General features: G+C 63.9%; 15 protein-coding genes and 1 pseudogene. 12 read left to right on the top strand and 4 right to left on the bottom strand.

Going from position 1 to position 24936, the window contains the following annotated elements; all coding sequences use genetic code 11:
* The first annotated feature begins 669 nt into the window (after positions 1 to 669).
* The 3 genes from IPJ87_12045 to IPJ87_12035 all read left to right on the top strand — a co-directional run bounded on the left by IPJ87_12045 (position 670) and on the right by IPJ87_12035 (position 2879).
* The gene (locus tag IPJ87_12045; protein MBK7942582.1) at positions 670 to 1674 is read left to right on the top strand and encodes a T9SS type A sorting domain-containing protein; all 1005 of its coding nucleotides are present in this window, start codon (positions 670 to 672) and stop codon (positions 1672 to 1674) included.
* A 24-nt stretch (positions 1675 to 1698) separates the two neighbouring features.
* Entirely contained in the window at positions 1699 to 2178 is a 480-nt protein-coding gene (locus IPJ87_12040; GenBank protein ID MBK7942581.1) for a hypothetical protein, read from the top strand.
* 473 nt (positions 2179 to 2651) lie between these two features.
* Positions 2652 to 2879 carry a hypothetical protein gene (locus tag IPJ87_12035; protein MBK7942580.1) on the top strand — a complete coding sequence of 76 codons (228 nt, stop codon included), beginning with the start codon at positions 2652 to 2654 and terminating at the stop codon, positions 2877 to 2879.
* Positions 2880 to 2889: 10 nt separating this feature from the next.
* Here the strand turns inward: IPJ87_12035 and IPJ87_12030 are convergent.
* Positions 2890 to 3923: pseudogene (locus tag IPJ87_12030) on the bottom strand (IS630 family transposase).
* A 21-nt stretch (positions 3924 to 3944) separates the two neighbouring features.
* Between IPJ87_12030 and IPJ87_12025 the strand changes: the two are divergent.
* From IPJ87_12025 to IPJ87_12010, 4 genes are all read left to right on the top strand, one after another.
* Positions 3945 to 4700: a hypothetical protein gene (locus IPJ87_12025; GenBank protein MBK7942579.1), complete on the top strand. Its 756-nt coding sequence runs from the start codon at positions 3945 to 3947 to the stop codon at positions 4698 to 4700.
* A 194-nt stretch (positions 4701 to 4894) separates the two neighbouring features.
* Entirely contained in the window at positions 4895 to 5170 is a 276-nt protein-coding gene (locus IPJ87_12020; GenBank protein ID MBK7942578.1) for a hypothetical protein, read from the top strand.
* Positions 5171 to 5707: 537 nt separating this feature from the next.
* Positions 5708 to 6712 (top strand): hypothetical protein, encoded by a 1005-nt coding sequence (locus IPJ87_12015; protein MBK7942577.1) that lies wholly within the window; start codon positions 5708 to 5710, stop codon positions 6710 to 6712.
* A gap of 159 nt (positions 6713 to 6871) precedes the next feature.
* Positions 6872 to 8881, top strand: a complete 2010-nt coding sequence (locus IPJ87_12010; protein MBK7942576.1) for a tail fiber domain-containing protein — start codon at positions 6872 to 6874, stop codon at positions 8879 to 8881.
* Between the two features lie 755 nt (positions 8882 to 9636).
* Here IPJ87_12010 and IPJ87_12005 read toward each other — a convergent pair.
* The 3 genes from IPJ87_12005 to IPJ87_11995 are packed head-to-tail and all read right to left on the bottom strand — an operon-like array spanning position 9637 to position 13889.
* Positions 9637 to 11841, bottom strand: coding sequence for a tetratricopeptide repeat protein (locus IPJ87_12005; GenBank protein MBK7942575.1), 2205 nt, complete (start codon positions 11839 to 11841; stop codon positions 9637 to 9639).
* A gap of 21 nt (positions 11842 to 11862) precedes the next feature.
* Positions 11863 to 12561, bottom strand: coding sequence for a response regulator transcription factor (locus IPJ87_12000; protein ID MBK7942574.1), 699 nt, complete (start codon positions 12559 to 12561; stop codon positions 11863 to 11865).
* Positions 12558 to 13889: a sensor histidine kinase gene (locus IPJ87_11995; protein MBK7942573.1), complete on the bottom strand. Its 1332-nt coding sequence runs from the start codon at positions 13887 to 13889 to the stop codon at positions 12558 to 12560. The genes IPJ87_12000 and IPJ87_11995 overlap by 4 nt, the downstream gene beginning before the upstream one ends.
* 63 nt (positions 13890 to 13952) lie before the next feature.
* Between IPJ87_11995 and IPJ87_11990 the strand changes: the two genes are divergently transcribed.
* The 5 genes from IPJ87_11990 to IPJ87_11970 all read left to right on the top strand — a co-directional run bounded on the left by IPJ87_11990 (position 13953) and on the right by IPJ87_11970 (position 24934).
* Positions 13953 to 15530: a glycosyltransferase family 39 protein gene (locus IPJ87_11990; protein MBK7942572.1), complete on the top strand. Its 1578-nt coding sequence runs from the start codon at positions 13953 to 13955 to the stop codon at positions 15528 to 15530.
* Between the two features lie 180 nt (positions 15531 to 15710).
* The gene (locus IPJ87_11985; protein MBK7942571.1) at positions 15711 to 18704 is read left to right on the top strand and encodes a hypothetical protein; all 2994 of its coding nucleotides are present in this window, start codon (positions 15711 to 15713) and stop codon (positions 18702 to 18704) included.
* A 35-nt stretch (positions 18705 to 18739) separates the two neighbouring features.
* Positions 18740 to 21256 carry a T9SS type A sorting domain-containing protein gene (locus IPJ87_11980; GenBank protein MBK7942570.1) on the top strand — a complete coding sequence of 839 codons (2517 nt, stop codon included), beginning with the start codon at positions 18740 to 18742 and terminating at the stop codon, positions 21254 to 21256.
* Positions 21257 to 21420: 164 nt separating this feature from the next.
* Positions 21421 to 22638: a T9SS type A sorting domain-containing protein gene (locus IPJ87_11975; protein ID MBK7942569.1), complete on the top strand. Its 1218-nt coding sequence runs from the start codon at positions 21421 to 21423 to the stop codon at positions 22636 to 22638.
* A gap of 67 nt (positions 22639 to 22705) precedes the next feature.
* On the top strand, positions 22706 to 24934 hold the full coding sequence (locus IPJ87_11970) for a TonB-dependent receptor (GenBank protein MBK7942568.1): 2229 nt from the start codon (positions 22706 to 22708) through the stop codon (positions 24932 to 24934).
* Positions 24935 to 24936 lie beyond the last annotated feature (2 nt).

Here is a 24936-nt window from a genome sequence, read left to right as displayed (position 1 = left end):
AACGGGTTCCAGAGCATCGGCTACCGGCCGTGGATGCGCAACGGCGTCACGCTCACAGGCAACCACGATCACGCGTACATCGGCCAGCGTTCCTATGGGCACGACAGCACGGACATGGTGATCTCGTCGTAAGGAACGATCGAACAGAAATCGGTTGAGAACAACGATTTTTGAACAATAAGAACCTATCCTGTCAGTGAACCTTACCTTGAACCGCCATGCCTCCACCGCCTCCATTCAGGATCATCTTGCACCGCATGCCCGGCTGCACTGGGGAGGCCTTTGCTGGCGGCGGAGGGCTGGAAACAGGAAGCCTGCAGCGGGCAGCTGGAAGCCTGGGGCTGGCGGCCGAAAGTCGGAAGCTGGAGGCCGGAAGCTGGAGGCCGACAAGCCTGGGACCTACCAAGGCAACCTCACCAACGATCGATGAAAGAAGCCCCCGGCGCTATGAACACCGAGGGCTCTGGTCGCTCAACATTCACCCCCTAAGGCATGGGAACATGAACACGAGCTAGCGCAAAGGTACCGACCCGGGCCGGAACAGCCGCACGCCGGCCCGCGGCGGCGAGCACCCGCAGCACCAGGTGTTGCGCGGCAGGCAGCACGACCATGTGTCGGGCCCGTCCTGCATGTGCCCAAAGAGGCGGAGGCGAAAAGAAGGCGAAGAACATGAACGTGCTCAACGATCTTCCTTCCACCTGCCTGCGCGCTGTCGTCACCTTCGCGCTGCGCGCGGGCCTGTCCGTTTCGCTTGTACTGTCGTCGCACCCCGGCAAAGCCCAGAACCTGGTGCCCAACTGGTCGTTCGAGGACACCGCCTATTGCACCACCGCCGACAACCCCATCCTGGTGGCCCCGCCCTGGTTCAGTGCCAACTACGCTACGCCGGACATCTACAACATGGATGATAGTCCGTGCGGGGTGTACATGGACCCAAACCAAACTATCGGGGCTATCTGTTTTCAAGCTCCATACCACGGTAATCGTTTTGCAGGGGAATATCTCTGGCAAACCACGACTGAGCTGAAGGAATATATGCAGGTTTCCCTTACTGAAAGTCTGGTGGCCGGCCGAATGTACCGCGTGGCAATGGAGATCTCACTGCCGGACTGCTGGAAAAGGGCCGTGAATACACTGGGAGCCCACTTTTCGATGGACACGATCTTCGATCCAACGCTACCTATTCCTGGTGTGCTCCCGTTTGTCCCTCAGGCTGTTTTCCACGAACCTGCCTTCTACACGGACGAAACAAATTGGATGCATGTGGAGGATACCATCGTTGCGAATGGCGGAGAGCGTTTCATGCTCATCGGGTCCTTCACGGACAATGCCTCGACAGCTACCCTTCAGGTGCCAGGGAATACACCATTCCCGCACGCCTATTACTATTTTGATGCGATCGTGGTTGAGGAGGTTGGGGAGCCAGCAGTAGTTGAGGATGCGTTCGTCGTTTGGTCTGGTCCGGGATGGCTTTCCGTGAGGACCGAGTCCCTGCCAACACTCGATCGTCTGGTCATTTGGGACCTTCGCGGACGATGTGTGTTGGAAACCGGGGTGCGACAGCAGGGCTCGACGATCAGCTTGGATACGCACAGCTTGGCTCAAGGTACATACGTGGTTGAGGTCATCGGCGGTGGTTGGCGCGCAACAGCGAAATGGACAAAGGTGGAATAGGTCGTTGGGCCAAACCCTGACGACATGAGAACGACTTGGTTAGTTGGAGCTTTAGTGCTTGGTTTCAGCAGCTCGGCGCAAGTGGTGGATTGGCACATCACTGGGAACGGCAGTACGTCCTTTGGGACCCATTTTGCGGGGACAACGGACAATGTACAGTTCACCATACGCACCTATGATAAGGTCCGTTTGGTGGTGAACAAAGAGGACAACTACGACATCGGCAGCTTCAGTCTGCTCCCCACAGCGGGTTTTGTCGGCATCAGCCCCAGCAGCTATTTCTGGGACAATGGGCCGGGCCCCTTCAGTCGGCTGCATCTGGCGGAACCCGGTGCCAACGGGTTCCAGGGCATCAGCTACCGGCCGTGGATGCGCAACGGCGTCACCTTCACAGGCAACAGCGACCACGGCTATGTGGGCCAGCGCTACTATGGTCACGATAGCACGGACATGGTGATCCACTGGAGCGATAACCCAGGCACCTGGCTCGGTCGTACGATCTGATCGGTGAAACCCACATGAAGTTTTCAACCGCGAGCACCAGCTTCCTTGATGTCGACTATCTTCGACCTGCCATGGCTGCCGTGAACCACATCTCCAGTGAACGCGGAGCACGCGGAGGCCTGCTGGAGGCCGGAGGCTGGAAGCTGGTAGCTGGAAGCCGACAAGCCTGGGACCTACCAAGGGAACCTCACCAACCATCGATGAAAGAAGCCCCCGGCGCTTGACACACCGAGGGCTTTGGTCGCTCAACATTCACCCCCTAAGGCATAGGAACATGAACACGAGCTAGGGCAAAGGTACAGACCCTTGGGGAGCAGGCGCATGGCCCCAATGGTGCCGGTCGCAACGGAGGGCCCAAGGCCGATCCGTACGGGAAGGCAGCGCATCCATGCGATGCGCGGTCTACCCGGCGACCAGGAGCGCCGCAACAAGTAAGGAGAACGTCTATGCCCAGAGCACTCCTTCTTCACTTGATGAACTTGGCCCTCGCCGCGATGGCGACGGCTCAGAACCTCGTGCCCAACCCGAGCTTCGAGGACACCACCCATTGCTCCCTGTATCAACCGCCTTACGAGGAGGCGGTCGGCTGGTATAGCGCCAACTTGGCTACGCCTGATATCTGGGATTGCGACACCATTGCACCATGCGGCCGATTCATGGATGCAACAGACTCAGGAATCCAGATACTGAGCCGGTGGTGAAGATCCGGTTTCATGCGGCATATCGAACATCGGGGTGACCGAAGTAGCTTTTGATGTGCTTGGGCTTCTTGGACACGCTTCGGTAATGGGCCAAGATGTTCTCAACGAGTTGCTCCTCGGTGCGCGGCGGCGGAGCGCTGGTCACGTTCTTCTTCAGGTCGGCATTGGCCACCTCCACGGGGTTGAGTTCGGGTGAGTAGCCCGGCATGAAGAACAGTTCGATGCGCTCCTTGTGCTTTTCCAGCCATGGGCGCAGGACTTTGGCATGATGCACCGGCAGGTTGTCCAGGATGAGGAACACCTTGCGCTTTGCCCCTTTGATCAAACGTGCGAGGAAATCCTGGAAGATCTCCGCATCAAGGGCGCCCTTGAAGACCATCCACCGCATCTGGCCGCGATTGGTGATGGTGGAGATGATCGAACGGCCGAAGCGCTTGTTCAGCACACGCACCACCGGCGTCTTGCCACGCTTGGCGAAGCTCCGTCCACGCACATCATCATTGCGCAGGCCGGTCTCATCCCCCAATGGATGTCCGCGCCCTCCAATTCGGCCCTGCGCTTGATCGCCGGATAGACCTCTTCACGCCACTTGCGCACCAGTTCGGGCCGCTGTTCTGCTGCGCGGCGCATCGGCTTCTGTGCGCTGAAGCCCCAACGGCTCAAGTAGTCGGTCATCGTGCGTTCGGGCAGCACTACGCCGAAGCGTTCTTTGATCAACAGCGCGATGGCCTTGCGTGACCACAGCGCATAGGGCAACTTCAATTGATCGGGCATCTTGTCAGCGATCAGCCGAAGTGTCTGCTTCTGCTGCTCTTGCGTCAGGATCATGCCGCTGCCTTGCGGCCGCCCGCTGCGGCATACCTCAACGGCTCTCCATCCCCCGCGCTGATAGCGTTGCCAAGCATCATTGGCCGCCGTCAGCCCAAGGCTGCACAGCGCGGAAGACTCTTTCAGCCCGCAACCTTGCAAGCGGCAGCGCACCGCCTGCCGCAATCGTTCGTTCAGCGCCTCATCGCTGAGGCTTCGCGCATCTGTTCGCTTCATGTCAAGCTCGATCCACAGATCGTGCCGATCGACCGCTTCTTTGTCACCGTCTCAGTAAAGGGCTACAAGGCTGCATTTGATGGGTCTCGATTTGCCGGTGGATTTCACTGGTATGGTCCTGGAGGCACTGCTGGTACTCGGGAGTACTTGAGCACCCGGTTGCAGACGGACCTTGTGTCTGGCCAGGCGTACCGAGTGTCGATGTATTGTGCCCGCCCGAAAGGCCATCGACGTGCAATTGACCACATCGGTGTCTACTTCGGACCGGACAGTATCCATGCGCAAATCACAACAGCCTTGCCAGTTACGCCGCAAGTGGAACTTCGTGATCCGATGAGCCCCTATCTGGTTGACACTGCTTGGACTCAACTCGTGGATACGTTTCTGGCAGTGGGTGGCGAACGTTGGATGGTGCTTGGTACGTTTCAGAACGATGATGAGGTGATTGGAATTGATCTGATGCCGTTGTGGCCATCAGATAATGCCTACTACTACATTGACGCTGTTGCGGTTGAAGCGGTCACAGTACAGGCAGTAAACTCGCCATTGGCTTCGATACTTCGTCTATGGTCTTTTGCTGGGCACATCGGATGGCAAGGCAACGCGGCACTTTGGGAGTTGCTGGTTTTGGACACGCGCGGACGACTTGTTCTAAGGGTCAATCCGCTAACAGGAAACGAAGGCTGTACTCCATTGCCGCCTGATCTGGCCGAGGGACCATACATCGCCAGGGCGACCTCATCCACAGGGACGTCTGTGTTGAAGTTCATCAAATGAATGGAAGCTCTCGGGCAGAAATACCTGAACAGATGAAGAACAGCGTACTGCTCGGAATGTTGACCCTGAGCACTTTCACCGTTAGGGGTCAGTGGATAGAGACTGGTAATACAGGAACGGACTGGACCACTGATTTTCTTGGAACCACTGATGATGTGCGACTGACGTTGCGCACATACGACAAGTTTCGCCTTGTGGTAAACGAGGAGGACAATTACACCATTGAGAGCTTCTCTTCGATCCCCACATCGGGCTTCGTGGGTATCAGCCCCAGCAGCTATTTCTGGGACAATGGGCCGGGCCCCTTCAGTCGGCTGCATCTGGCAGAACCCGGTGCCAACGGGTTCCAGAGCATCGGCTACCGGCCGTGGATGCGCAACGGCGTCACGCTCACAGGCAACCACGATCACGCGTACATCGGCCAGCGTTCCTATGGGCACGACAGCACGGACATGGTGATCTCGTCGTAAGGAACGATCGAACAGAAATCGGTTGAGAACAACGATTTTTGAACAATAAGAACCTATCCTGTCAGTGAACCTTACCTTGAACCGCCATACCTCCACCGCCTCCATTCAGGATCATCTTGCACCGCATGCCCGGCTGCACTGGGGAGGCCTTTGCTGGCGGCGGAGGGCTGGAAACAGGAAGCCTGCAGCGGGCAGCTGGAAGCCTGGGGCTGGCGGCCGAAAGTCGGAAGCTGGAGGCCGGAAGCTGGAGGCCGACAAGCCTGGGACCTACCAAGGCAACCTCACCAACGATCGATGAAAGAAGCCCCCGGCGCTATGAACACCGAGGGCTCTGGTCGCTCAACATTCACCCCCTAAGGCATGGGAACATGAACACGAGCTAGCGCAAAGGTACCGACCCGGGCCGGAACAGCCGCACGCCGGCCCGCGGCGGCGAGCACCCGCAGCACCAGGTGTTGCGCGGCAGGCAGCGCGACCATGTGTCGGGCCCGTCCTGCATGTGCCCAAAGAGGCGGAGGCGAAAAGAAGGCGAAGAACATGAACGTGCTCAACGATCTTCCTTCCACCTGCCCGCGCGCGGTCGTCACCTTCGCGCTGCGCGCGGGCCTGTCCGTTTCGCTTGTACTGTCGTCGCACCCCGGCAAAGCCCAGAACCTGGTGCCCAACTGGTCGTTCGAGGACACCGCGTATTGCACCACCGCCGACAACCCCATCCTGGTGGCCCCGCCCTGGTTCAGTGCCAACTATGCCACGCCGGACATCTACAACATGGACGATAGCCCGTGTGGGGTGTACATGGATACGACAGAAACGATCGGCCTGATCTGCTACCAAGCGCCCTATCACGGGAACCGCTTTGCGGGAGCATACCTGAAACAGAACCTGTCGGAGCTCAAAGATTACATGGAAGTGGGGCTCACGCAGCCCCTTCAAGCAGGGCACGCATATCGTGTGGCAATGGAGATCTCCATACCGGACTGTTGCCAACAAGCCGTGAACACGATCGGTGCTTTCTTCTCGGTGGACACGGTCTTCGATCCCACAATGCCGATCCCTGGAGCCCTACCTGTGGTACCGCAAGCGGTGTTCTACGACGCGGCCTATTACATCGATGAGGACGATTGGATGCACGTGGAGGATACGATCGTGGCTGCTGGTGGTGAGCGGTTCATGGTGATCGGCTCCTTCACCGACAACGCCGGAACACAGGTACTACCAGTGGCGGGGAACTTCGGGTTCAATCATGCTTACTACTACTTCGATGCAGTCGTGGTGGAGGTAATCGGTGAGGTCCAGTCGATCGCACCGGCCCCTGCCGTGTGGTCCAGACCTGGCTCATTGACGGTGCGTTGGGATCGAGTACCATCGGTAGACCGGTTGGTCATTTGGGATCTCCGGGGGCGAAGTGTGTTGGAAGCTAGTGTGATTGACGAAGGTCCACAGATGACCATCGATACACACAACCTGGCATCCGGAACGTACGTGGTCGAGGTTATTGGCGCGGGTTGGCGCGGAACAGCGAAATGGACAAAGGTGGAATAGGTCGTTGGGCCAAACCCTGACGACATGAGAACGACATGGTTAGTTGGAACTGTGATACTCAGCCTCACTAGCACGGCACAGGTAGTTGATTGGCATATCACAGGAAATGGCAGCACGTCATTTGGGACCCATTTTCTAGGTACGACCGATGCCGTGGAGATGACCATCCGCACCTATGACAAGGTCCGTTTGGTCGTGAACGAAGAGAATAGTTACACCATTGGAAGCTTCTCTTCGATCCCCACAGCGGGTTTTGTAGGCATCAGTCCCAGCAGCTACTTCTGGGACAATGGCCCAGGTACATTCAGCCGGTTACATCTGGCGGAGCCTGGCGCCTATGGGTTTCAGAGCATCGGCTACCGGCCGTGGATGCGCAACGGCGTCACCTTCACGGGCAACAGCGACCAGATGTACATCGGGCAGAAGTACACCTACGACAATCCCGAGGAGCCCGAGTCCGGTGAACTGAACGACTACACCGATGCCATCGTGCAGTGGAGCGATAACCCGGGCACCTGGCTCAGCGATCGCATGCGCTTCATCTTCACCTCGGAGTACAGCAGTTCCAGCCCCACCGGTAGCAACTCCATGGAGGGCTTGGAGGCCATGCAGCTCTACCCGCACGACAGCGGTTCGGAGGTGTTCGTGGGCATCGGCGACTGGTTCGGCCAGAGCGCCACGCCCGATGAGCGGCTGGACGTGCTGGACCGCACGATCATGATCCGCAGGCTGGTGCCCGATTACGAGAACCAGGAGCTGGATCGGGTCGTGGTGACCGATAATGATGGGCGCTTGCATTGGCGCAGTCTGGCCAACCTGCCCGACAACTGCGAATGGACCATGAGCAGCACATCCCCGAACCATGTGATCACTGCAGTGGGTGCGGCCAACGGTGCATGCCCCGACGATGCCGAGAACGTAGGGATCGGTGACAGTTCGCCCGAAGCCAAACTGGACGTGCTGCGCAACCAGACCTCGTCCAACGACCTGGGGATCCAGGTGTACACGAAAGGTGATAACAACGGCACTGAGAACATTGGGCTGAAGTGCGTGGTGCAGACGGCCAGCGGCCAGACCTCGGGCAACGAACACTATGGCGTGCATACGCGGGCCTACGACGGGGCTGTGAAGAACTATGGTGTATATGGCCGGGGCTGGCTCAACACCGGCAAGTCCACCACGGACAACATGGGTGTCTACGGGGACACGGAGAACGGATCCGGGCAGGCCACCAATGCGTATGGTGTAAAAGGCTACAGCAGCGGGCTGCCCACCACCAAGGGTTTCGGCGTGCATGGTTATGTGTACACCACCCCGAGCGACTCGAGCAGCGCAGTCCTATTGGCCGGCGTATATGGCAGCACGCAGCACACGAACTATCCCAATCGCTGGGCGGCCTATTTCGTCGGCGCGGGTTTTCATTCGGCCGGTGTGTGGCAGAGCTCCGATGCGATGCTGAAGCAGAATGTCACGGACCTGACCGATGCCTCGGATATACTCGCCCAGTTGCAGCCGAAGCGGTATCAGTTCAGGACGGCCGACTACCCCCAGTTGGGTCTACCGGAAGGCACCCACGATGGCATCATGGCTGGCGATCTTCAGGCCGTTCTGCCCGATCTGGTCCGAACGGTGACCCAGCCTGCGGAGGTCGACTCGTTGGGGAACGTCCTTCAACCGGCGGTGACCTTCAAGGCCGTGAACTACGGCGGGCTGATCCCGGTGCTTGTCGGGGCGAGCAACGAACAAGGCGCGCAGATGGCCGCTCTGCAAGACCAGGTCGCTCAGCTCCAGCAACAACTCGCTGCGATGCAGCAGGACCTCGCGAGCTGCTGCACGGCCAACGGAGGAACTGACCAGCGCACCATGAGCCCAGGGGCAGGGACAGGAGCGGGTGCAAACGAAGCCCTGCGCACCGATCTCTTCATCCTGCCCAACCCGGTGGCGGACCTCACGCAGCTGCGCTACACGGTGGCCGCGCCGGGCCGCACGCGCCTGGAGGTCAGCGATGCCAGCGGCAAGCGGCTGGAGGTGCTGGAGGAGGCCGTGCGTGAGGTGGGCGCGTATACCCACGACTGGACCACGACCGACCTGGCGCCGGGCACCTACCACTGCACGCTGTACCTCAACGACAGCTTCGTGGTGAAGAAGGCCGTGAAGGTGGCGCGGTAACGTTGTGCTGAACCCTGGCCGAGGGCCGCTTCGCGTTCGCGGGGTGGCCCTCGGCGTTGGGGCACATGCGCACGACTTGTTCCGCCCCAGCGGGATGGGCACATGGATCTCAATCCCCCTCCCCAGCAGCGATCGCTCGCTGCGGGTGCACAAGGAGGGGCGCGGGGTGGTTTCGATCAGCACGTGATCCCGGCATGACTGAGTTGCCACCTCCCCCAACTTTGTCCGCCATAGCACAGCGACGGCGGACCCCTCCTTGTTCGGCGCGTGGAGCGATCCACGCGCAGGAGGGGGGTTCATCCGATCAAGTCCCCTCCTGAGCAGCGATCGCTCGCTGCGGGTGCATAAGCAGGGGTACGGGGTGGTTTCGATCCGCATGCGATCCCGGCATGCCTGAGTTGCCACCTCCCCCAACTTTGTCCGCCATAGCACAGCGACGGCGGACCCCTCCTTGTTCGGCGCGTGGAGCGTTCCACGCGCAAGAGGGGGGTTCATCCGATCAAGCCCCCTCCTGAGCAGCGATCGCTCGCTGCGGGTGCACAAGGAGGGGCACGGGGTGGTTTCGATCCGCATGCGATCCCGGCATGCCTGAGTTGCCACCTCCCCCCAACTTTGTCCGCCATAGCACAGCGACGGCGGACCCCTCCTTGCCCGGCGCGTGGAGCGTTCCACGCGCAGGAGGGGGGTTCATTGCGTCAGGCCCCTGCTTGCCCGGCGCATGGCGCGCCCCACGCGCAGGAGGGGCGTTCACACCCCTACACGTCCCTGAGCAACGGCATCTCCACCTCCACGCGGGTGCCGGTGGGCCGGTCCACATAGCGGAAGCCGGCGTGCCCGTCGTGCTGCTTCTGCACCAGGTCCAGGCGGCTGCGGGTGATGGCCGTGCCCAGCGAGGTCTTCTTCGTGGGCTGCTCGGTGTGCTGCGCCTTGGGGGCGTTGCGGCCCACGCCATCGTCCTCGATGATCCACAGCAACTGGGTGCCGCGCGGTTCCACCGCCAGGGTGATGTGGCCCTTGCCCTCCATGTGCGTGACTCCGTGCCAGATGGCGTTCTCCACGAAGGGCTGCACCACCAGCGGAGGCACCTGCACCTCCTGCGGGTCGATGTCGGGATGCACGCGGATGGTGAAGTCGAACTTCTCCTGTAGGCGTCGGCGCTCCAGGTCCATGTAGCCGCGCAGGGTCTCCAGGTCGTCGTGCAGGGGCACGGTGGCGTGGCGGCTGTTCTCCAGCACGCTGCGCATCACGCGGGCGAAGCGGGTGAGGTAGCTGGAGGCGTCGTCGGACTCGTTGCGCTGGATGAAGGCGTTGATGGAGTTGAGGGCGTTGAAGATGAAGTGGGGGTTCATCTGGCTGCGCAGGGCCTGGGTCTCCAGGTGGGCGGCCTCCTTCTCGAAGCGTTCGCGGCGGCGCTTGCGGTCGGTGCGGAACCAGAGGCCACCGCCCAGCAGCAGAAGCAGGCCCCCGCCGCCCACGGCCCAGGCCCGGGCCCTGTTGCGGTCGGCACGAAGGGCTTCGATCGTGCGTGCGGTCTCCAGCTCATCCAGTTCGGTGGCGTGGCGCATGCTGTCGGCCAGCTGGCGTTTGTTGAAGGAGTGCAGCATGTCGCGCCGCGTGAGCTGCCGCGCCGTGCGGTCGTTGGCCAGGCTGTCGCGCAGCATCACCCAGGTCTCGTGGTAGCGCAGGGCCTCCATGCCGCGCCCCTGGGCCTTCAGCGCCTGATGCAGGCAGCTGCACGCCTCGATGCTTTCCTCCACCGCCTGGTGGTCGCTGGCCAGTTCCTCCCCGAGCATGCACCGGCGCGCAGCCTCGACCGCACGCCCTTCGGCGAGCGCGGTGAGCCCCAGCCCGATCTGGGCGCGGGCCTCACCGGGGGCATCACCCAGCTCGCGGGCCAGCGCCACGGCCTCGCTCAACAGGGTCTCCGCCTCCGCGTGGCGATGCTGCGCCCGCCGCACCGCGGCCAGGTCACGCAGTGGACGTCCCATGAGGTCGCGGGCCTCGGCTTCGCGCACCAGCGAGAGGGCGCGCTCCAGCACCAGCGCGGCACTGTCCACCTTCCCGCGTGCCAGCAGCATGGCACCGAGGCTGGTGCCGGCCGTCATCATGCCCTGCCGGTAGCCCACCTCGGTGTAGAGCGCATGGGCCTTGTGCAACAGGGCATAGGCGTCGTCGTGCTCACCGAGCGCATCCTTCAGTGAGCTCACGCCGGTGAGGCAGGTGGCCATGCCGCGCTTGTCGCCCAGCCGTTCCATCAGGGCCAGGCTGCGGTAAGTGAGGTCGATGGCCTCTCCGAAGCGGCCCAGTTCGGCGTTCACATTGGCCATGTTGCCGTATCCGGCGGCCTCCATCTCGGGCAGGGCGACCCGTGCGGCCACCTCCGCCACAGCGCTGTAGTACACCAGGGCACTGTCATAGGCGCCTTGGATCTCGTGCACCCGACCCAGGCCATTGAGCGCGTACACCGTGCCTTCCTCATCGCGCGCGAGCACGTGTTCGGACATGGAACGCCGGTATGCCGCCACGGCCTCCTGCATGCGGCCGGCGTTCTTGTGTACCATGCCCAGGCTGCTGAGCGTGGCTCCCGCACCACGATGCCCGGCGCTGTCACCTTCGCTCAGGTACAGCGCCAGGGCGCGTTCCAAGTGAAGACGGGCACGGTCGTTGTCGCGTTGGAGGATGGCGGCCAGCCCGAGGTCGCGTTCGGCAAGCGCGATCATCAAGGTGTCACGGGCCACCACGGCCTCGGCGCGCATGCGTTCGGCGAGGGCCCTGCTGCTGTCCACGTCGCTTGACCGAAGGCCGTGGATCACCTCATGCAACGCTGTCAGCCGCTCGCGTGCGCTCAGTCCGGGATCCTGATAACGCGCCCATAGCGGGTCCGTGGCCGATGCACGAGCGCCCGATGCACCAGCACCGAGGAGCAACACGCACAGCAGGGGACGGAGGGGCAGGCTCACCCGCCCAAGGTAACCGGACGGTCAGCCCACCTGCAACTTGAAGCCCACCCCGTGCACGTTCACGATCTGCACCGAGGCGTCGGCCTTCAGGTACTTCCGCAGCCGGCTGATGAACACGTCGAGGCTGCGCCCCAGGAAGTAGGTGTCGTCGCCCCACACCATGTTGAGCACCAGCTCGCGCGGCAGCACCTGGTCCTGATGCATGCACAGCAGGCGCAGTACGTCGGCCTCCTTGCGGGTGAGCTTGCGGTCGCCGGCCGGATGCTTGAGGCTCAGGTCGCGGTGATCGAAGAGGTAGGTGCCCAGTTCGAAGCGTTCGCGCTGGCGCTTGTCCTCGCCCTTGCCCTTGGTGCGCCGCAGGATGGCCTCGATGCGCAGCACGAGCTCCTCGTGGCTGAACGGTTTGGTGAGGTAGTCATCGCCGCCGGCCTTGAACCCGGCGATGCGGTCCTCGGTCTGGCTCTTGGCCGTGAGGAACACGATGGGCACCTGCTCGTTGGTGATGCGGATGTCCTCCGCCAGGCTGAAACCGTCCTTCTGTGGCAGCATCACATCGAGCACGCACAGGTCGTACGGGTTGCTGTTGAAGTAGCGCAGCCCTTCCTTGCCGTCGCGGCACAGGTGCACGGTGTAGCCTTTGCGGGCCAGGGCGTCCTGGATGACGAAGCCCAGGTTGGGATCGTCCTCCACCAGCAGGATGTGGCCTTTGCTGTCGCTCATGGGGATGGGGTGGTGCGGGGAAGGAGCAGGATGAAGCGGCTGCCCCGTCCGGGTTCGCTGTGCACCCGTACCGATCCGTGGTGCGCCTTGATCACTTGCTGCACGTGGTGCAGGCCCAGGCCGAAACCTTTCACGTCGTGCACATTGCCGGTGGGCACCCGGTAGAAGCGCTCGAAGACGTGTCGCAGGTGCTCCCGGGCGATCCCGATGCCGCGGTCGGCCACCTCCACGGCCAGATCACCGCCTTCATCCCGCGTGGAGACGGTGACATGCGGGGCCTCCGGGCTGTACTTGATGGCGTTGTCGATCAGGTTGGACAGCGCGTTGGAGAGGTGCACACGGTCGCCTTTCACCACCGGTCGCGCCGCCTTCAGGTCAAGGGTGAGCTCCCCGTTCCGCTCCTCCAGCACCAGCGCGAAGGAGGAGGCCACCTCGCGGACCAGTGCGTGCAGGTCGATGGCCTCGGTGTTCAGCGAAGGCCCGTCGCGCTCCAGGGTGGTGAGCTGTAGTACACGGTCCACCTGGGCGCGCAGGCGTTCGGTCTCGCTGCGGATGATGCGGGCGTACGATGCCAGCCGGTCCGGCTCGCGTGCGATGGACGGATCGGCGATCACCTCGCTGCTGAGGGCGATGGTGCTGATCGGGGTCTTCAGCTCATGCGTCATGTTGCCGATGAAATCGTTCTTCATCTCGCTCAACCGCTTTTGCCGCATGATCATCCACACGCTGTAGGCGAAGAAGCCGAAGACGATGAGGGTGACGATCGCCGGGTAGACCCACGTGCCGCTGCTCGCAGGCTCGGGGTTCCACAATGCGCTGTGCCGACGGGGGAAGTACACCCCGAAATAGTGCCCGTCCTTGTCCAGCTTCATCAGGTGGGAGTGCGTGGTGTCCGAAGGCACCGAGTCCAGACCCACATAGTTGCCGTAGACGATCGAATCCGTGAAGCAGTCGTAGATCCCGTACTCGAAGTCCTCGCTGATGCCCCGGCGCTGGAACTCCTTCTTCAGCATGGACTCCAGCAGGTACGGGTGGAGCGTATCGTTGATCGTGACCACGAAGTAGTTGGGCCGCTCCTGCTTCACGGCGTCGAACAGGTCGGAGGGGTCCTTGTTGATGGACAGGATCCGTTCGGTGACGTCCGTGAGGGCGATCACCACCCGGTCGTTGAACTGCTTGTCGAGCTGCACCTGCTGCTGGCGCTGCAGGGTGAGCTGCTCGCGCTGCATGCGGAAGGCCCGGTCGAGCCACAGGATCTGGATGAGCACCACGCCCACCACGCTCAACGTGGCGAGGATCACCAGGGTGGCCAGTCCGCGGCGCTTCATGCTCCGGACAATGTTACAGGTTCACGATCTTGGCCGCCCCTGCGTTAACGATCCTTTCGATCCATGGTCAGCCCCGCCCTCTTCCGCTGGTCGCTCCTCGGCCTGGTGGTGGTGGTGCTGGCGGGCCTCGGCCTCGACCTGATGGAGGTGGACGCCGCCCAGTATGCGGCCATGACGCAGGAGATGATGCACCGTGGCGACCTGCTCCACCTCGTTTTCCGGGGCGCCGACTACCTGGACAAACCGCCGTTGTTGTTCTGGAGCGCCGCCGCCTCCCATGCCCTGTTCGGCGTGAGCGACTGGAGCTACCGCCTGCCGTCCGTCCTCGCCGCCTTCCTCGGGTTGTTCGCGCTGTACCGCTTCACCCGGGTGCATCACGATCCGGACACCGCCCGGCGGGCCGTGCTGGTGATGGGTTGCAGTGCGGCCTTCCTGCTGATGACGAACGACGTGCGCACGGACACCCTGCTCACCGCCGCGGTGATCACCACCATCTGGACCGGCTCGGCGTGGATGGAGCGCCGCCGCTGGTGGGCGCTGGTGGGGTGCGGCATCGCCTTGGGGGCCGGCCTGCTCGCCAAGGGTCCCATCGCTGCGGTGGCTCCGGCCCTCGCCCTCGCCCTCGATGCCGCCTGGCGCGCACGGTGGCGCCGGATCCTGGATCCCGCCTGGCTCATCGTTGCTGCGATCGCCGGGCTGATGCTGGCGCCGATGCTCATCGGGCTTTACGAACAGCATGGCCTGCATGGCATCCGCTTCTTCTTCTGGGAACAGAGCTTCGGCCGCATCACCGGCGCGAACCGCTGGAAGGACGACTCCACGGTGCTCTATTTCCTGCACGAACTGCCCTGGTTGCTGCTGCCCTGGACCCTGTTCCTCGTCGCCGGGCTGGGCGTTGCGATGCGCCACCTGAGGACCGGCGATGAACAGGTGTCCTTGTTCGGTGGGCTGTCCGTGCTGGTCGCGTTGTCGCTCTCGCAGTTCAAGCTTCCGCACTACATCTACGTCGCGCTGCCGCTCTTCGCCGTGGTGGCCGCCCGTGGGATGCCCGATCTCGGGAAGGGATGGTGGCGCGCCCAGTTGGTGGTGCTTGTCATCGTGCTCGGGCTTTCGGCGTTGGTCTGCGGATGGTCGTTCGCATCACCGGTCGGAACGACCTTCGCAGCGGTGGGCCTGCTGGCGATCGCATGGGTAGCGACTGCCTGGCGGTCGGCCGCGCCCACCGCGGTGATCGGCCGCACCGTGGGGACCGTCGTCCTGTGCGGCCTCGCGCTCAACCTTCATGTGTATCCAGCCTTGCTCGCGTACCAGGCCAACGCCCACGCCGGCCGGTGGGCCGCACAGCACGGACTGGGCCCTGACCGGTTCAAAGGGCTGCAAGTGGCCGGCACCGCACTGGATCGATACGCGGGCTTCACCGTACCCTGGCTCTCCAACGTGGAGGAGGCCGCCCGTGTCATCGGTCCCGGTGTGCACATCTACACGGACCCCACGCACGAGGCCGCCTTGCGGGCCGCAGGTCTTGCACCCGTGCGCGTCGCTTCCTGGCCCGATGTGCGCGTGCAAGTGATCGGCCTCGACTTCCTCGTGCCCACGCGGCGCGAGGCCTTGTTGGAAGAGCGCGTGATCGTGCGGTTCTAAAGGCCGCTCCGCCTTTTTCCTGCCTGTCGCGAACACTTGGCCGAACACCGTGTTTAAGGTTGGTCAAAAAACCATAAACATCTGCCTTCCGGCAGGAACCCATCCAACCCCACGATCATGGAGCAAACCCCTCCCCCTGGTCAAACGACGCGCCGAGCACGGCGAGCGCGTCGAGCGACCGTGGCGACCGCCCTTTTGCTGGCGGCCGCCCCGATCAGTGCCCAGACCTACTGTCCCAGTGACGGTGGAACGGGCAACACGTTCAACATCCAGCGTGTGCAGTTCGCTGGCATCGACAACACCTCGGGCGACAACGACGGCTACGGGGACTTCACATCTCTGGCCGCCACCGTCACCCCGGGCACGTCGACCACCATCGCGCTGGACGGTAACGGTCTCTTCTTCTTGCAGCGGCGCTACCGCGTGTGGGTGGATTGGGACCAGAATGGCGTGTTCGCCGGAAATGAACTGGTATTCCAGGGATCGGGCTTCGGCCAGGTGAACGGGACCATCGCTGTGCCGGCCAACGCTCCGGCCGGTGCCACCCGGATGCGGGTGAGCATGAGCTCGCTCATCTACCAAGGTGCCTGTGCCAACTTCGCCCTGGGCGAGGTGGAGGACTACACCGTGAACATCACGGCCTCTTGCGTGGCGGACGCCGGAACGCTCACCACCCAGAAGCCGGAAGTGTGCTTCGATGCGGGCGGCACTTTCGTTTCGGGTGGAGCGGCGACCAACCCCATCGTCCCCGCCGGCTACCAGGTGCTCTACGTGCTCACCGAAGGGCCCGGCTTGGTCATCCAGGCCGTGAACGGCGACAGTGAGTTCCAAGTGAACACACCGGGTGACTACACCATCCATACGTTGGTGTACGACCCCGCCACGCTTGACCTCTCCATCGTTCAGTTCGGTGTCACCACCGGTTTCGATGTGAACGGTCTGCTCATCCAAGGTGGCGGCAGCATCTGTGCTGCTCTGGATGTGGCCGGTGTCCAGGTTTCCGTGCTCGCACCCGATGCCGGTACGCTGAGCGGAGGAACTTCCGTCTGCAGCAACGGCGGTGCCCCCGTCACCCTGACGGCCACGCCGAACGGTGACGCCAACGTGCCCGCTGGTTACCAGACGGTGTACGTGTTGACGCAAGGTGCCGGTCTGACCATCGTGAACGCCGGTGCGAACCCGAGCTTCGATGTGACCGACGACGGCAGCTACACGATCCACACGCTGGTGTACGACCCCGCGACGCTCGACCTGAGCATCGTTCAGCTGGGCGTGACCACCGGCTTCGATGTGAACGGCCTGCTGGTGCAGGGCGGTGGCAGCATCTGCGCCAGCCTGGACGTGCCGGGCGCGGCCTTCACCGTGAGCAGCCCGAACGCGGGCACCCTGAGCGGTGGCGCTTCGATCTGCGGCGACGGCAATGCGGTGACCTTGACGGCCACGCCGAACGGTGACGCCAACGTGCCCGCTGGTTACCAGACGGTGTACGTGTTGACGCAGGGCGCCGGTCTGACGATCGTGAACGCGGGTGCGAACCCGAGCTTCGATGTGACCGACGACGGCAGCTACACGATCCACACGCTGGTGTACGACCCCGCGACGCTCGACCTCTCGATCGTGCAGCTGGGCGTGACCACCGGCTTTGATGTGAACGGCCTGCTGGTGCAGGGCGGTGGCAGCATCTGCGCCAGCCTGGACGTGCCGGGCGCGGCCTTCACCGTGGCCAGCCCGAACGCGGGCACCCTGAGCGGTGGCGCTTCGATCTGCGGCGACGGCAACGCGGTGACGCTGACGGCCACGCCGAATGGTGACGCCAACGTGCCTGCCGGTTACCAGACGGTGTACGTGCTCACGCAGGGTGCCGGTCTGACGATCGTGAACGCGGGTGCGAACCCGAGCTTCGATGTGACCGACGACGGCAGCTACACGATCCACACGCTGGTGTACGACCCCGCGACGCTCGACCTGAGCATCGTTCAGCTGGGCGTGACCACCGGCTTCGATGTGAACGGCCTGCTGGTGCAGGGCGGTGGCAGCATCTGCGCCAGCCTGGACGTGCCGGGCGCGGCCTTCACCGTGAGCAGCCCGAACGCGGGCACCCTGAGCGGTGGCGCTTCGATCTGCGGCGACGGCAATGCGGTGACCTTGACGGCCACGCCGAACGGTGACGCCAACGTGCCCGCTGGTTACCAGACGGTGTACGTGTTGACGCAGGGCGCCGGTCTGACGATCGTGAACGCGGGTGCGAACCCGAGCTTCGATGTGACCGACGACGGCAGCTACACGATCCACACGCTGGTGTACGACCCCGCGACGCTCGACCTCTCGATCGTGCAGCTGGGCGTGACCACCGGCTTTGATGTGAACGGCCTGCTGGTGCAGGGCGGTGGCAGCATCTGCGCCAGCCTGGACGTGCCGGGCGCGGCCTTCACCGTGGCCAGCCCGAACGCGGGCACCCTGAGCGGTGGCGCTTCGATCTGCGGCGACGGCAACGCGGTGACGCTGACGGCCACGCCGAACGGTGACGCCAACGTGCCTGCCGGTTACCAGACGGTGTACGTGCTCACGCAGGGTGCCGGTCTGACGATCGTGAACGCGGGTGCGAACCCGAGCTTCGATGTGACCGACGACGGCAGCTACACGATCCACACGCTGGTGTACGACCCCGCAACGCTCGATCTCTCGATCGTGCAGCTGGGCGTGACCACCGGCTTTGATGTGAACAGCCTGCTGATCCAGGGCGGTGGCAGCATCTGCGCCAGCCTGGACGTGCCGGGTGCGGCCTTTACCGTGGCCAGCCCGAACGCCGGCACCCTGAGCGGTGGCGCTTCGATCTGCGGCGACGGCAACGCGGTGACCCTGACGGCCACGCCGAACGGTGACGCGAACGTGCCCGCTGGTTACCAGACGGTGTACGTGCTCACGCAGGGTGCCGGTCTGACGATCGTGAACGCGGGTGCGAACCCGAGCTTCGATGTGACCGACGACGGCAGCTACACGATCCACACGCTGGTGTACGACCCCGCAACGCTCGATCTCTCGATCGTGCAGCTGGGCGTGACCACCGGCTTTGATGTGAACGGCCTGCTGGTGCAGGGCGGTGGCAGCATCTGCGCCAGCCTGGACGTGCCGGGCGCGGCCTTCACCGTGGCAGCCCGAACGCGGGCACCCTGAGCGGTGGCGCTTCGATCTGCGGCGACGGCAACGCGGTGACGCTGACGGCCACGCCGAACGGTGACGCCAACGTGCCTGCCGGTTACCAGACGGTGTACGTGCTCACGCAGGGTGCCGGTCTGACGATCGTGAACGCGGGTGCGAACCCGAGCTTCGATGTGACCGACGACGGCAGCTACACGATCCACACGCTGGTGTACGACCCTGCGACGCTCGACCTGAGCATCGTTCAGCTGGGCGTGACGACCGGTTTTGATGTGAACGGCCTGCTGGTGCAGGGCGGTGGCAGCATCTGCGCCAGCCTGGACGTGCCGGGTGCGGCCTTCAGCGTGGCCAGCCCGAACGCGGGCACCCTGAGCGGTGGCGCTTCGATCTGCGGCGACGGCAACGCGGTGACGCTGACGGCCACGCCGAACGGTGACGCCAACGTGCCCGCTGGTTACCAGACGGTGTACGTGTTGACGCAAGGTGCCGGTCTGACGATCGTGAACGCCGGTGCGAACCCGAGCTTCGATGTGACCGACGACGGCAGCTACACGATCCACACGCTGGTGTACGACCCTGCGACGCTCGACCTGAGCATCGTTCAGCTGGGCGTGACGACCGGTTTTGATGTGAACGGCCTGCTGGTGCAGGGCGGTGGCAGCATCTGCGCCAGCCTGGACGTGCCGGGTGCGGCCTTCAGCGTGGCCAGCCCGAACGCCGGCACCCTGACCGCAGTGGCCGATGAGGTTTGCTTCGAAGAGGGCACGGTGACCATCGCCGCTGCACCCAATGGTGATCTGGTCGTGCCTGCTGGTTATCAGGTCCTGTATGTCCTCACCCAGGGCGCAAGTCTGGTGATCCAGAACTTGAGCCCGACGCCTGACTTCGCCGTGAGCGCGATCGGTACCTACACGATCCACACGCTGGTGTACGACCCCGCGACGCTCGACCTGAGCATCGTGCAACTGGGTGTGACCACCGGCTTCGATGTGAACGGTCTGCTCGTGCAGGGCGGCGGCAGCATCTGCGCCAGCCTCGATGTGACCGGCGCTGTGATCACCACCGTCGAGTGCCCATTGGAGTGCCTTGCTGATGCGGGTACCTTGAGCGGCGGCGCGTCGATCTGCGGCGACGGCAATGCGGTGACCCTGACGGCCACGCTGAACGGCGACGCCAACGTGCCCGCCGGTTACCAGACGGTATACGTGCTCACGCAGGGCGCCGGTCTGACCATCGTGAACGCGGGTCCGAACCCGAGCTTCGACGTGGACGCTGACGGCACCTACACGATCCACACGCTGGTGTACGACCCCGCAACGCTCGATCTCTCGATCGTGCAGCTGGGCGTGACCACCGGGTTCGATGTGAACAGCCTGCTGATCCAGGGCGGTGGCAGCATCTGCGCCAGCCTGGACGTGCCGGGTGCGGCCTTCACCGTGGCCAGCCCGAACGCTGGCACCCTGACCGCCGTGGCCACGGATGTATGCTTGGAGAATGGTGTGGCCACGGTGGCCGCCACCTCCAATGGCGATGCCAACGTGCCGGCCGGCTACCAGACGGTGTATGTGCTGACGCAGGGCGCCGGTCTGACCATCGTGAACGCGGGTCCGGACCCGAGCTTCGACGTGGACGCTGACGGCACCTACACGATCCACACGCTGGTGTACGACCCCGGGACGCTCGATCTGTCGATCGTGCAGCTGGGCGTGACCACGGGCTTCGACGTGAACGGTCTCCTGGTGCAGGGCGGCGGCAGCATCTGCGCCAGCCTGGATGTGCCGGGTGCGCCGTTCAACGTGAGCACCTGCACGGATGAGTGCCTGGCCGATGCCGGTACCATTGCTCCGCAGGACTTCGTGGTGTGCCGCGTCGGTGGCAATGCCACGCTGGTTGGCCTGCCCGGTGGCAACGCCGTGGTACCGGCCGGCTACCAAACGGTGTACGTGCTGACGCGCGGCTTCGGCCTCACGATCCAGCAGGTGAGCGCCACCCCGGTGTTCACCGTGCAGCAGCTCGGCTTCTACCGCATCCATACGCTGGTGTACGACCCGGCCACGCTGGACCTCTCCATCGTGCAGTTCGGCGTCACCACCGGCTTTGATGTGAACAGCCTGCTCATCCAGGGCGGTGGCAGCATCTGCGCCAGCCTTGACGTGACGGGTGCCCCGTATCTGGTGGTGGGTCCCTTCCTCTGCGCCATCCTCAATGGGGTGTTCGGCGTGGACCAGGACGGCACCCGGTCGCTGGTGCTGAGCGATGGCCGCGTGCTTGACGAGCAAATGCTGAAGGCCATCGAGCAGGACATGCCGCTGGCTGAACTGAACCTGTGGCCGAACCCGGCCCGCGATGTGCTCAACATCGAGCTGACCACCTACTCGGAGGCCCGCATCGAGATGAGCGTGATCAACATCCTGGGCCAGGAGGCCATTCCTGCGCTGGCGGTGAACGCCGGCGAGGGTGAGACCCGGACCACGGTCGATGTGGCCGGTCTCGTGCCCGGCCAGTACATCCTGCGCCTAACGATCGGCGATGGGGTCATTACGCAGCGGTTCACGAAAGTGGACTGATCACGAGGTCCGGTGAAGGTGGGGCCCGGGTGGATCCGACGCAAGTCGGTGAAACCCGGGCCCCGCTGATTTTTTCATGTTGCAGTTCCATGACCCGACAGGCCTCGATCCCCTTGTTCCACCCTGTGCAGCAGCAGTTGCTTTGCACTCCCGAAACCTGATCCATGCGTTCAACACTGCTCCTCACCACCGTCCTCCTCTTCACCGGCCTGCATGCCCAGACCCCCGTCACCGTGAGCATCGCCCCGGGCTATGCCGATCAGGTGTGGTACAGCCTGCAGAACGGCGTGGTGGGCACCGCCCCGGTGAACAACTGGGACCTGGCCTTCGAGATCCAGGGATTCACGGCCAGCGTGCTGGTGAACACCCAGAAGGCCGGCGTGGAAGTGGTGAAGAGCCCCTTCAGCATCGCCGAATGGAGCAGCGTGGATACCACCGGCCTTTCCACATGGCCGCGCGCCCACAATGCCGACACGAGCTGGAGCTTCGGCGCGCTCAACCAGGGCCCCTTCGCCGATGAGTTCGATCTGGGCTGGGGCAACTACAACATGATCACCCATGTGGTGGCCGGAGACACCATCTTCCTGGTCCATCTCGGCTCGGGCGCTTGGCGCAAGCTCCGCATCGACGGGCTGGCCACGGGCACCTACACCTTCACCCACGCCAACATCGACGGCAGCAATGAGCTCACCGGCCAGATCAACAAGGCCGCCTATAGCACGAAGAACTTCGCCTATTGGGACCTGGAGGCGAACGCCCTGGTGGACCGCGAACCGGCCAACGATGCCTGGGACCTCACGTTCGTGAAGTACGTCTCCTTCATCCCGCAGCCCTATGGGGTCACCGGTGTCCTGCAGAACAAGGGCATCGAGGCCGCGCGGGTGGCCGGTGTGCCTCCTGCCGACGCCGACTGGACCACCGCTGCCTACAGCGGGCACATCAACACCATCGGCTTCGACTGGAAGCGCTTCGACATGCAGACCTTCCAGTGGGTGATCGAGGATTCGCTCAGCTATTTCGTCAAGGACCAGCTGGGCGGGGTGTGGCATCTGGTCTTCACCGGTTTCGGTGGAAGCACCTCCGGTACGATGGACTTCACCCAGGAGTTCGTGAGCGCCACCGGCCTGGCGGAGAACGACCTTGCCCCGGAGCTGCGCACCTGGCCCAACCCCTCGCTCGATGGCCGTGTGACCATCGATGCGGGTGACGCCCGGGTGCTCGGTCTGGATGTGTTGGACGCTGCCGGCCGGGTCGTGCGTTCCCGTGATGCAGTGAACCTGACGCCCTTCACCCTCGATCTCCATGGCCTTGGAGCGGGGATGTACACCCTGCGCCTGACCACCGACCGCGGTCCGGCCGTGGCCCGGGTGCTGCTGCGCTGATCCACTCCTGACGCGACCGTGACCGTGCACCCGCGCACGCGTGCGGTCCTTTGCGGAGCTTTTCCCGATGGGTGCCGTCCGGCTCTTCCTCTTCACGATCGCCGCCCTTCCGTCCGTGCTCTCCGCCCAGGTGCGCGTGCAGTGCAGGGCGGAGAACGGTGCGGCGGTGCCCTTCGCGACCGTGACGTGGTGGCCACACGGTGAGGCCATCACGGCGCAGACCGATGACCGCGGCGCCTTGACCCTGCCGGCGGACCCGGGCCGACCCCTGGTCCTTACCGTCAGGATGATGGGATTCTCGGTCCTTGAGGACACCCTGCTCGGTGCAGGCCCCCACGTGCTGCGCCTCAGCCCGACCTCGATCAACATGCCCGAACTGGTGGTCACCGGGCAGTATGGGGCCAACATGGCGGAGAACGCCGTGCATCGAGTGCGCGTGATCGACCGCGGCAGGCTCGATCGTATGGCCGCCAACAGCCTCGGTGATGCCCTGCGCAATGAGCTCACCGTGAGGCTCGGTCAGGACAACATCCTCGGCACCGCGGTGAGCATGCAGGGTCTGGGGGGCGAGAACGTGAAGGTGCTGGTGGACGGGGTGCCCGTGATCGGTCGACAGGATGGCAACCTCGACCTCGCGCAGCTCGACCTCACGGGCATCGAACGCGTGGAAGTGGTCGAGGGCCCGCTCAGCGTGAACTACGGCACCAACGCTCTGGCGGGCACCATCAACCTCATCACCCGTAAACGCTCCAACGACCGCGCCAGCGCCAAGGCCACGGCCTACGCCGAGCACATCGGACGCCTCAACCTCACGGGTACCGCCACCTCGCGCCTCGGTCGCCACGACCTGGTGCTCACCGGCGGCCGCAATGCCTTCGCCGGCTGGGACCCGGCCACCGGCGGCTGGTACGACCCCACACCCACCCTGGCCGACAGCACGCGCCATCAGCAGTGGAAGCCGCGTGAGCAGCTCTTCGCGCGCCTCAATCACCGCTGGCGTGGCGACCGCTGGGACCTGGGCTACAAGGGCGAGGTGTTCCAGGACCGCATCACCAACAGGGGAAGGCCGCGCGCACCTTATCACGAGACCGCCTTCGACGAGCAATTCCTCACGCACCGACTGGACAATGCGGTCTTCGTGGAGGGGCGTCTCGGCCAGGGCCGCCGCTTCAATGCCCTGCTCGCCCACCAGCGCTACCGCCGCATCCGCAACACGTGGTTCCGCGACCTCACCGACCTCAGCGAGCAGCTGGTGACCACGTCCGGCACCCAGGACACCTCACGCTTCACCCTCACCAACCTGCGCGCCACCTGGGCATCGGCACCCGATAGCGCTTGGCTGTCCTGGGAAGTGGGCACCGACCTCAACCACGAGACCGGCAGTGGGGACCGCATGGCCGGCGACGGTGAGACCATCAGCGACCTGGCGGCCTTCGCCAGCATGGAGCTGCGTCCGTGGAGCAGGCTGACGCTGCGGCCGGGTCTGCGCTATGCCTTCAACACGCGCTTTGAGGCCCCGCTGATCCCGTCATTGAACCTTCGTTGGGCGGCGACGCCCGCGCTCACCGTGCGTGCTGCCTATGCACGTGGCTTCCGTGCCCCGTCCCTGAAGGAACTGCACCTCTACTTCGTGGACGTGAACCATGACATCGTGGGCAACCCCGAGCTGCGACCGGAACGCGCGCACCACGGCAGCGCCGGCCTCACCTACCGGGCGCAACAGGAGCGCGGCACCTGGACGGCCGAGCTCTCGGCCTTCCACAACTATGTGGAGGACCTCATCAGCCTGGCCCAGGTGAGCGGCGCACGGTACACCTATGTGAACATCGGGTCGCTGCGCACCTATGGGGGCACCCTGGGCGCAGGTTGGGACAATGGACGATGGGCGTTCACCACCGGCGGGTCCATCACGGGTCGCGCGGACGCGGTGTCACCGGCCGCCCTATGGAGCCCCGAGGCGCGTGCCTCGGCCACATGGGATCATCGCCGGATCGGGCTCAGCGCCTCGCTCTTCTACAAGTACCAGGGTGAGCTGGCCAACTACATCGCCGATGCCGAGGGCAGTGTGACCCGCGGCACCATCAGCGCTTACCACTTGGCGGATGCCACCCTCACCAAGTCCTTCCTTGATCGCCGCCTCGGTCTTACGGTGGGTTGCAAGGACCTGTTCGATGTGCGCAACCTGGCGGCCACCATGGCGGAGGGCGCGCATTCCGCCGGGTCCAATGCCGTGCCGATGACCACCGGGCGCACCTGGTTCCTGCGCCTCGATGTTGAACTGCGCAAGCGATCCTGATC

This window comes from Flavobacteriales bacterium, assembly GCA_016713875.1.
Classification (GTDB): domain Bacteria; phylum Bacteroidota; class Bacteroidia; order Flavobacteriales_F; family PHOS-HE28; genus PHOS-HE28.
The sequence above is the reverse complement of the archived record's forward strand: the minus strand, read 5'-3'. Positions and strand labels throughout refer to the sequence as shown.

Coding starts and splice junctions, on each gene's coding strand:
- IPJ87_12045 (MBK7942582.1), top strand. CDS start 670: ATGAACGTGCTCAACGATCTTCCTTCCACCTGCCTGCGCGCTGTCGTC.
- IPJ87_12040 (MBK7942581.1), top strand. CDS start 1,699: ATGAGAACGACTTGGTTAGTTGGAGCTTTAGTGCTTGGTTTCAGCAGC.
- IPJ87_12035 (MBK7942580.1), top strand. CDS start 2,652: ATGAACTTGGCCCTCGCCGCGATGGCGACGGCTCAGAACCTCGTGCCC.
- IPJ87_12015 (MBK7942577.1), top strand. CDS start 5,708: ATGAACGTGCTCAACGATCTTCCTTCCACCTGCCCGCGCGCGGTCGTC.
- IPJ87_12010 (MBK7942576.1), top strand. CDS start 6,872: ATGACCATCCGCACCTATGACAAGGTCCGTTTGGTCGTGAACGAAGAG.
- IPJ87_12000 (MBK7942574.1), bottom strand. CDS start 12,561: ATGAGCGACAGCAAAGGCCACATCCTGCTGGTGGAGGACGATCCCAAC.
- IPJ87_11995 (MBK7942573.1), bottom strand. CDS start 13,889: ATGAAGCGCCGCGGACTGGCCACCCTGGTGATCCTCGCCACGTTGAGC.
- IPJ87_11990 (MBK7942572.1), top strand. CDS start 13,953: ATGGTCAGCCCCGCCCTCTTCCGCTGGTCGCTCCTCGGCCTGGTGGTG.
- IPJ87_11975 (MBK7942569.1), top strand. CDS start 21,421: ATGCGTTCAACACTGCTCCTCACCACCGTCCTCCTCTTCACCGGCCTG.
- IPJ87_11970 (MBK7942568.1), top strand. CDS start 22,706: ATGGGTGCCGTCCGGCTCTTCCTCTTCACGATCGCCGCCCTTCCGTCC.